Raw genomic sequence first — 6,433 nt, 5'->3', positions numbered from 1 at the left:
ACAATGAGAGGGGGATATACACCGGCTTAAAGGAGGCAATGTACACTTACATGAGGTTCCTCGACATAAAAGAGGTGAGAGAGCTGAAAGGGGTGATTCTTGTGACGAATACAAAGTTCTCCGATCAGGCCATAGAGTTCTCAAGGTGTTATGGGCTGGATCTGCTGGGATGGAAATATCCTCCCGGAGAGGGGCTGGAGGTGAAAATAGAGAAGAGCAAGATGTATCCCATCACCGTGTTATCGGGTTTGATATCAGAGAGTGAGATAGCCGATCTGATCAAATCTGGGTTTGTCTCCACGAGGGATCTGATAGAGAGGAAAGCCGAAGTTGGAGATGATGCGATGAGGGTTATCAGGGGGCTATAGGGACGGGATAGGCTGTAATAACTTATTAGTTAAAAATAGCAAATCCTAGTATATTTAAACTTTAAATTAAAGTATTGCTGTGCTTGGAACTGATTCTCTTTCTCCAACTCCTCCCTCCTACAGAGCTGTACACATGGTAAAAAAGAGGGTTTTGATCCCATTGCTTGAAATTGGCGTCCCTCTACTGCTTCTTCTCTCCCTTCTAATTTTCCTCTTAATGTTCAATTATTATTCCCCTTTTCCATCATGTTATGAGGGAGATGAGGGGATAGCGGAAAGAAGGGCGAGGGAGTACTTCTCCCAGAAATATCCTTCAAGGCCGATTTCCTCCTTCTCGCTGATTATTTACGATATGGAAAATCCCCTATTCAAGCATCACTCTCTTTACTTTATAAAACTATATTTTACAAAATATACTATATGTTTCCCTAAAAGCACCATAATCGATTACTGGGTCCCCAACGATTCCGTTATAATTGCTGTAGGCAGGGATAAGAGGGCATTTGTCCTCCCGGATGAGTTCAACAGTGCAATAGTGAGGGAGGATATTGAGGTTAGCTGCGAGGAAAGAGCACTGGATATCGTGAGCTTCTACCTTTTTTGCGGAGGAAGAAAGCTGCTCTACAGCGCACGTGACATCCCCTGGAGCGAGGAACTCAGGGATGTTATTGAGGGACTTAAAGACACAGTAAAGCCCCCTCGCATATTAAAGAAGGATGATGGATATCTTCTTGAGCTCTTCTCATGGAGATGGGGGAGAAATGGAACTGTTGAGAGGTGGATTGTGGATATTAAGGAAAATGGGGTCATCAATGTGCTGGAGAAAACTGTTGTTGCTCAGATCCCAAAAAAGAGTTAAAAGTAACAAATATCATATCTGCAAAGAGAGCCTTCTTATTATCTCATCAACTAGAGATATAACCTCTTTCTTGGTAAGCTGTAATGGATCATCAACCTCGTAGTCCTTTAGCCACTTCACAAGCTTATCTTTTATGTCATGCTGTAGTTTCTCAACTGCTCCCCTGAAGTTTTTCTGTTCAAGCATCTTTTCAACTGCATCTATCTTGTTGTGGAGTGCCTTCCTCCTCTGGTCGGGGTTGTCAGTGAACCCTTATCTGGAATTGAATCTATTGCACCATGAAGTTTTTGAAGGGATTACGCAGGATCCAAATTTAAATATGTCCATTCCTGTTTTTCGTGATGATCTCTAAAAGAGCTGCTATCTTCCTCCTAGCTCTGGCTATGATAGGTCTAATTACATATTTCTATGCCGAGAAAAGGGGGATTGGAGGAAGTACAGGGATTCTTCTCCCCAGAAAAGAGCATCTGGAGAACATCTCTTCCTGTATTGGGGGAGGGAGGGAGATAGCCGAGGAGAGAGCGAAGGCTCTGCTCTCCAAAGATATTTATCTAAAAGATATAAAATATGAAATATATGTAGAAAGAAAATATATTCCACTTTTCAAATATCATATAATCTATCTAGTAAATGCTGAGGAGAAGGTACCCTACATGAAATGTCTTCCCCTCAGGGACTTTTTTATAGCTGTTGGGTGCGACAATGAGACCTTTTTGCTCCCCGATGAGTTCAATTACATTATAAAAAGGGAGAATATAACAGTAAACTCAAATGAGAAAGCACTTGAGGTTCTAAAGACATACATAAATTTCTCCCTATATGGGGCGAGGATCCTCAACAGTACATCCGAGATCCCGGGAATAAACTGTGGAAGGCATGCTGAGGTGGAGCTAAATAGGATAAGACCTCCTGAAGTGAAGCATGAGGAGGAAGGATATCTAATTCATTTCTTCTTGTGGAGGAAAGTGGGCGGCATTGTACTGGAAAAAGATTGCAGAAGACCTGCTGGCATTGCTGAGGAGCTCACTGTCAGGATGGAAAAGGATGGAGAGATCTCTGTTCTGGCTAGAAAACTGGTAATAAACGAGGGGATAGCAGTCGAGAAGATAAGAAAGATGAGAAAACCTTATCTATGCTTTAATAATATAACAGTAATGAAAAGATATACTCCCACTCTCCTCAAAAACTATACGCTTTACTCTGCCTACGGCGTTCTTGGCATGCAGTTGCTTCCTATAGGTGCTGTTGCGGTCAGCAATGATGGGAAGGCTTTTCTTCTGCCAGATATAAACTTAAACAACACATCTCCTCTCAACCTCACCTCGCTTCTAAATGAGTTTAATTACATTATAAAAAGGGAGAATATAACAGTAAACTCAAATGAGAAAGCACTTGAGGTTCTAAAGACATACATAAACTCCTCTTCCCTATCTAGGATGAGGATCCTCTATAACATATCCGATATACGCGGATTTGGGCTATGTATTGGCATCTGGGATGAAAAAATGTGCAACTTCTCATTGGATTACTGCAGAAGGCTGGAGGAGAGCTGCAGCTCGTCTGATAAGGGATGTCAAAATAAAGGGGAGAGATGCAGGGAGACATACAAAAAGCTGAGGGATCTCATAAGACCCCCCGAAATACGAGCTGATGAGAACGGTTACATAATCCACTTCTTCACGTGGGCTGAGCTGGGAGGATCTGTTGACGAATGGACTGTGAAAGTTGGAAGAGATGGCACAATTAGTGTGCTGAAAAAGGAGAGCGTAGGGGAAGTCGATGGCTACTTCTTAGTCTAGCCGCAGTTCCGGTCAAGCATTAGCTCCCATCTCTTCTCTTATCAAAAGAAAGTTTCAGAGCGGATGAAATAATTCCCCACATACTTGTAGATCTCTTAACACCTCCACTCGAGCACTTCATTGGCCGGTGCCCCATTTGGGCTTTTTCCATGCACTGAGCTTAAAGATGAGGCTCTGTACTCAAACACAACTGTGTCGAGGTCATGATGTTATTAGCAATAAACTTATGATGAGAGCTGTCTTTCAGTCCCGATCTGCAGCTCAGCCTGCATATTATTTCATCAATAAGCTCTATATGGCGTGCGAAAAAATTTAAAGGCAGATAACCACAATTTCTACAGTGATTCCACATGAGTGTAAAGGAGGGTCTGGAGAGAGGCAGAAGAAAGATTTCAATAATAAGAGTAGGGTGTCTCAATCATGCCCCCTAAATTCACATGTGTAAAGATTTTTTCTCTAGCTCTTCTGCTTATATTTTTGATATCCCTGCTTCTTCTCTATCTATTTAAAATTATAGCTCCTCTGGGGATATTCTTGATACCCCCGCTCCTCCTATGCTTATTTAAAATTATGTATGCAATGAGGAGAGTAGCTATAAAAAAGAAAGTGCTGATGTTGTCAGGAGTTGGAATCGTTCTGCTTGCTTTGTGTTTATTTAATATATACTATGTAAGCTATGAGGGGGAGAAAGGGATAGCTGAGAGGAGGGCAAGAGAATTCTTTTTCTGGAAATATTTTCCGGAGACAATCCTTCCTTATGCAGTATCCATTCATGAGAAGAGTTGTTCCTTCTTCCGATATCACTCCCTCTATTCAGCAGGTGGATATATCGGGGGCTTTTTACCCCCTCAAGGTGAAGCCGTGATCGCTGTTGGTCGGGATGGAGAAGCATTCTTATTACCGGATGAATTCAATAAGGTGATAGAAAGAGAAAAGGTCAAAGTTAATTCAGAGAAGGAAGCATTAGAAGTTATAATGGCTTATCTCAATTGTTCGATTGTGTATGGAGAAATAAAAATACTGTACAATGCATCAGATATACCCAAACCCTGCTTGGATGAGGAATGGTGCTCTAAACATAAAGAAGAATGTGAAAAAGAAATTAAAAGATACGAAGAACTCAGGGGAATAATTACACCTCCCAAGATATATTTAGAAAATGAAACTTATACTTTAGATTTCTTTACATGGGCAAACATAGGCGGGGTAGTTGAAAAATGGAGAATAAAAGTTGAGAGAGATGGCACTGTCAATATCTTGGACAGAAAGGTAATAGCTAATCATATAGGCTGTTACTTTGAGTTAGCATGAAAATTTAATGATTTGCTGATGAGCTAGCTGAACATGCAAGCTTAGCCTCTGAATTATCTCGTTAACCAAGGATATCACTTCATCCTCGGTAAGCTGGAGCGTATTCTCGACCTTATAGTCAACAAGCCATTTCATTAATTCATCTTTTATATGCTGTAGTTTCTTAACTTGTTTAAATTTGTAAACTTAATCTTCGAATTATCTCATCAACTAAGGAGATCACCGCATTCTTGGTGAGCTGCTCTGGATTTTCAATTTCATAATCAACAAGCCATTTTTCTAGTTTATCCCTGATGTCATGATCTAATTTCTCAACTGCACCTTTAAAGTTCTTCTTCTCCAACATCTTCTCTACTGCATTTATTTTATTATGAAGAGCGTTCCTGCGTTGATCTGGATTATTAATGAAGCCATAGTCTGGAATAGAGTCTATTGCATCATGAAGAAGTTTTGTATTTGGATTTATTTCTAATACCGTTATGTTTTCATGCTGAATAGTGATCTTCGATACATTTTCTGGGAACGGGATAGGAAATACGAACCCTGTTATATTTGTTTCAATAACTCCATATGGTTCTATTAGTAGGTAGAAAGCCACATCAAAATCTATTCTCTCCACCTCCCTCCCGTTCCAATCCGTGGCTATTATGGAATAGTTTCCAGGTATTGGATATTCTATTGTTCTATTTTCAAGGTAGTAGAGTTTCATCACATTTATTGTTCCATTTTTATATACTATCCCACCAATGAGAAGAACATTCGGATCTGCCTGATTAACTCTAAATCTTCTGAATAAGTTACTATATGTTTCATTGCATACCCAAACTGGTCTTCCATCCCAGTAGTTATAACTTCGTTTTGGCGGAGCATAGCCCATGAAACAAAGTCCATTGATTATATCCCGCCTTTCCTCAACCCAATAGCCACTTGCTGGATTTCCTGGTGGACTTACATCGTATTCTTCTGTGCTTTCCCAGTGAGGTGGCAACCAGACCCATCGAGGGAGATTTAATCCGTAAGTATGTGCAATTTCATGAGCTGTAACTGTCCAGTACTCATTTGTAACCAAGACGGCACTCTTTGTTATTGATGGATTTGAAAGGCCAACCGCATTGATATGGTGATATGGGAAATAAGCGTCGGAAACTACCCCAACAGCCCTATCACCAGCTCCTAATATCCACTTCCAATACGCAAGACGAACTAAATCATAGGTTAGACCGATACCTGGAATAGGATTTCCATAATAATCCACTAGTATTTCATTTATAAACTCGCTCTCTGCAACGGGATAAGTGGCTCTTATAAATATTCCACTATGTTCTGCTGTGTCTCTGAATTCCTCAGGAGTTGGTGCTCCATAGTTAGCTGGCCACATACTATTCACCCTGAAATAGGAAATATGCAGGCCTCTTGTATCCTTTACAGTCACGATCGTTTCATTCTGATTATTTGCCTCACTAATCTCTTTTATTCTATTGAAAGGATCAACTATAGCAGTTATTCTCTGATCTCCAGTAATTCTGGGAGTCACATAGAAAATTATCCTGTTGTCCTGCCTTAATCCCGATACACTTTTACTCTCACTGTACGTTACTCCTTCAAATGTCAGGTTCACATCTATCGTTGCGTTGTCACTTAAGTTCTCAAATCCCTCTACATAGACGAACACGGCTGTCTTCTTTCCCTGCACTAGATCCATCTTTCCATCGTTATTTATGTCCACATCGTACACCACCTGAACTGGCACTATATTGGAAATCCACAGATCTACATGTGTGGCGAGCATTTGTGCATATTCGATTTCATTTCTTAAGAGCCTCTGCTGGGGCTCTCCCAATCCCCACCAGTATGCGACAAACGGCCATTCGATTGTCATCATGGTTGCGAGCACTGTGCCAGCTCCATACTTGTACTCGATATATATCGGGTAACCAGCATGATCCACGATTATTATCCTTGCATTCTCGGGCAGGTTGGTAAAATAGCCATGCGCTGAGTAATACCAGTTTGCCAGAATATCATCCGTGAGGCCCTTGACAATCGGATGCGTCGGGTCAACGATATGCGGATTTTGGGTTAAATGCCCCCCGTAA

4 protein-coding genes and 2 pseudogenes are annotated in these 6,433 nt (G+C 41.0%); 4 read left to right on the top strand and 2 right to left on the bottom strand.

What is annotated here, in order from left to right:
- Together D6D85_RS16175 and D6D85_RS05625 are read left to right on the top strand one after the other, a co-directional pair.
- A pseudogene (locus D6D85_RS16175) lies at positions 1 to 368 on the top strand (hypothetical protein); the annotation flags it as partial.
- Positions 369 to 447: 79 nt separating this feature from the next.
- Positions 448 to 1,227, top strand: a complete 780-nt coding sequence (locus D6D85_RS05625) for a hypothetical protein (protein WP_125671095.1) — start codon at positions 448 to 450, stop codon at positions 1,225 to 1,227.
- 12 nt (positions 1,228 to 1,239) lie between these two features.
- Here the strand turns inward: D6D85_RS05625 and D6D85_RS16170 are convergent, their stop codons facing one another.
- Positions 1,240 to 1,413 (bottom strand): hypothetical protein, encoded by a 174-nt coding sequence (locus tag D6D85_RS16170; protein WP_161969704.1) that lies wholly within the window; start codon positions 1,411 to 1,413, stop codon positions 1,240 to 1,242.
- Positions 1,414 to 1,568: 155 nt separating this feature from the next.
- Between D6D85_RS16170 and D6D85_RS05620 the strand changes: the two genes are divergently transcribed.
- Together D6D85_RS05620 and D6D85_RS05615 are read left to right on the top strand one after the other, a co-directional pair.
- Positions 1,569 to 3,026 carry a hypothetical protein gene (locus tag D6D85_RS05620; RefSeq protein WP_125671094.1) on the top strand — a complete coding sequence of 486 codons (1,458 nt, stop codon included), beginning with the start codon at positions 1,569 to 1,571 and terminating at the stop codon, positions 3,024 to 3,026.
- An 861-nt stretch (positions 3,027 to 3,887) separates the two neighbouring features.
- Positions 3,888 to 4,337, top strand: a complete 450-nt coding sequence (locus tag D6D85_RS05615) for a hypothetical protein (RefSeq protein WP_125671093.1) — start codon at positions 3,888 to 3,890, stop codon at positions 4,335 to 4,337.
- A gap of 172 nt (positions 4,338 to 4,509) precedes the next feature.
- On the opposite strand, the pseudogene D6D85_RS16165 reads toward D6D85_RS05615, so the two are convergent.
- Positions 4,510 to 6,433 (bottom strand): annotated as a pseudogene (locus tag D6D85_RS16165) (hypothetical protein); the annotation flags it as partial.

The sequence above is a fragment of the Candidatus Methanodesulfokora washburnensis genome (assembly GCF_003947435.1).
Lineage (GTDB): Archaea > Korarchaeota > Korarchaeia > Korarchaeales > Korarchaeaceae > Methanodesulfokora > Methanodesulfokora washburnensis.
This window is presented reverse-complemented; position numbering and strand designations above follow the sequence as displayed.

Excerpts from the sequence above, each read along its gene's own strand:
- D6D85_RS16170 (WP_161969704.1), bottom strand. The coding sequence starts at position 1,413 with ATGCTTGAACAGAAAAACTTCAGGGGAGCAGTTGAGAAACTACAGCAT.
- D6D85_RS05620 (WP_125671094.1), top strand. The coding sequence starts at position 1,569 with ATGATCTCTAAAAGAGCTGCTATCTTCCTCCTAGCTCTGGCTATGATA.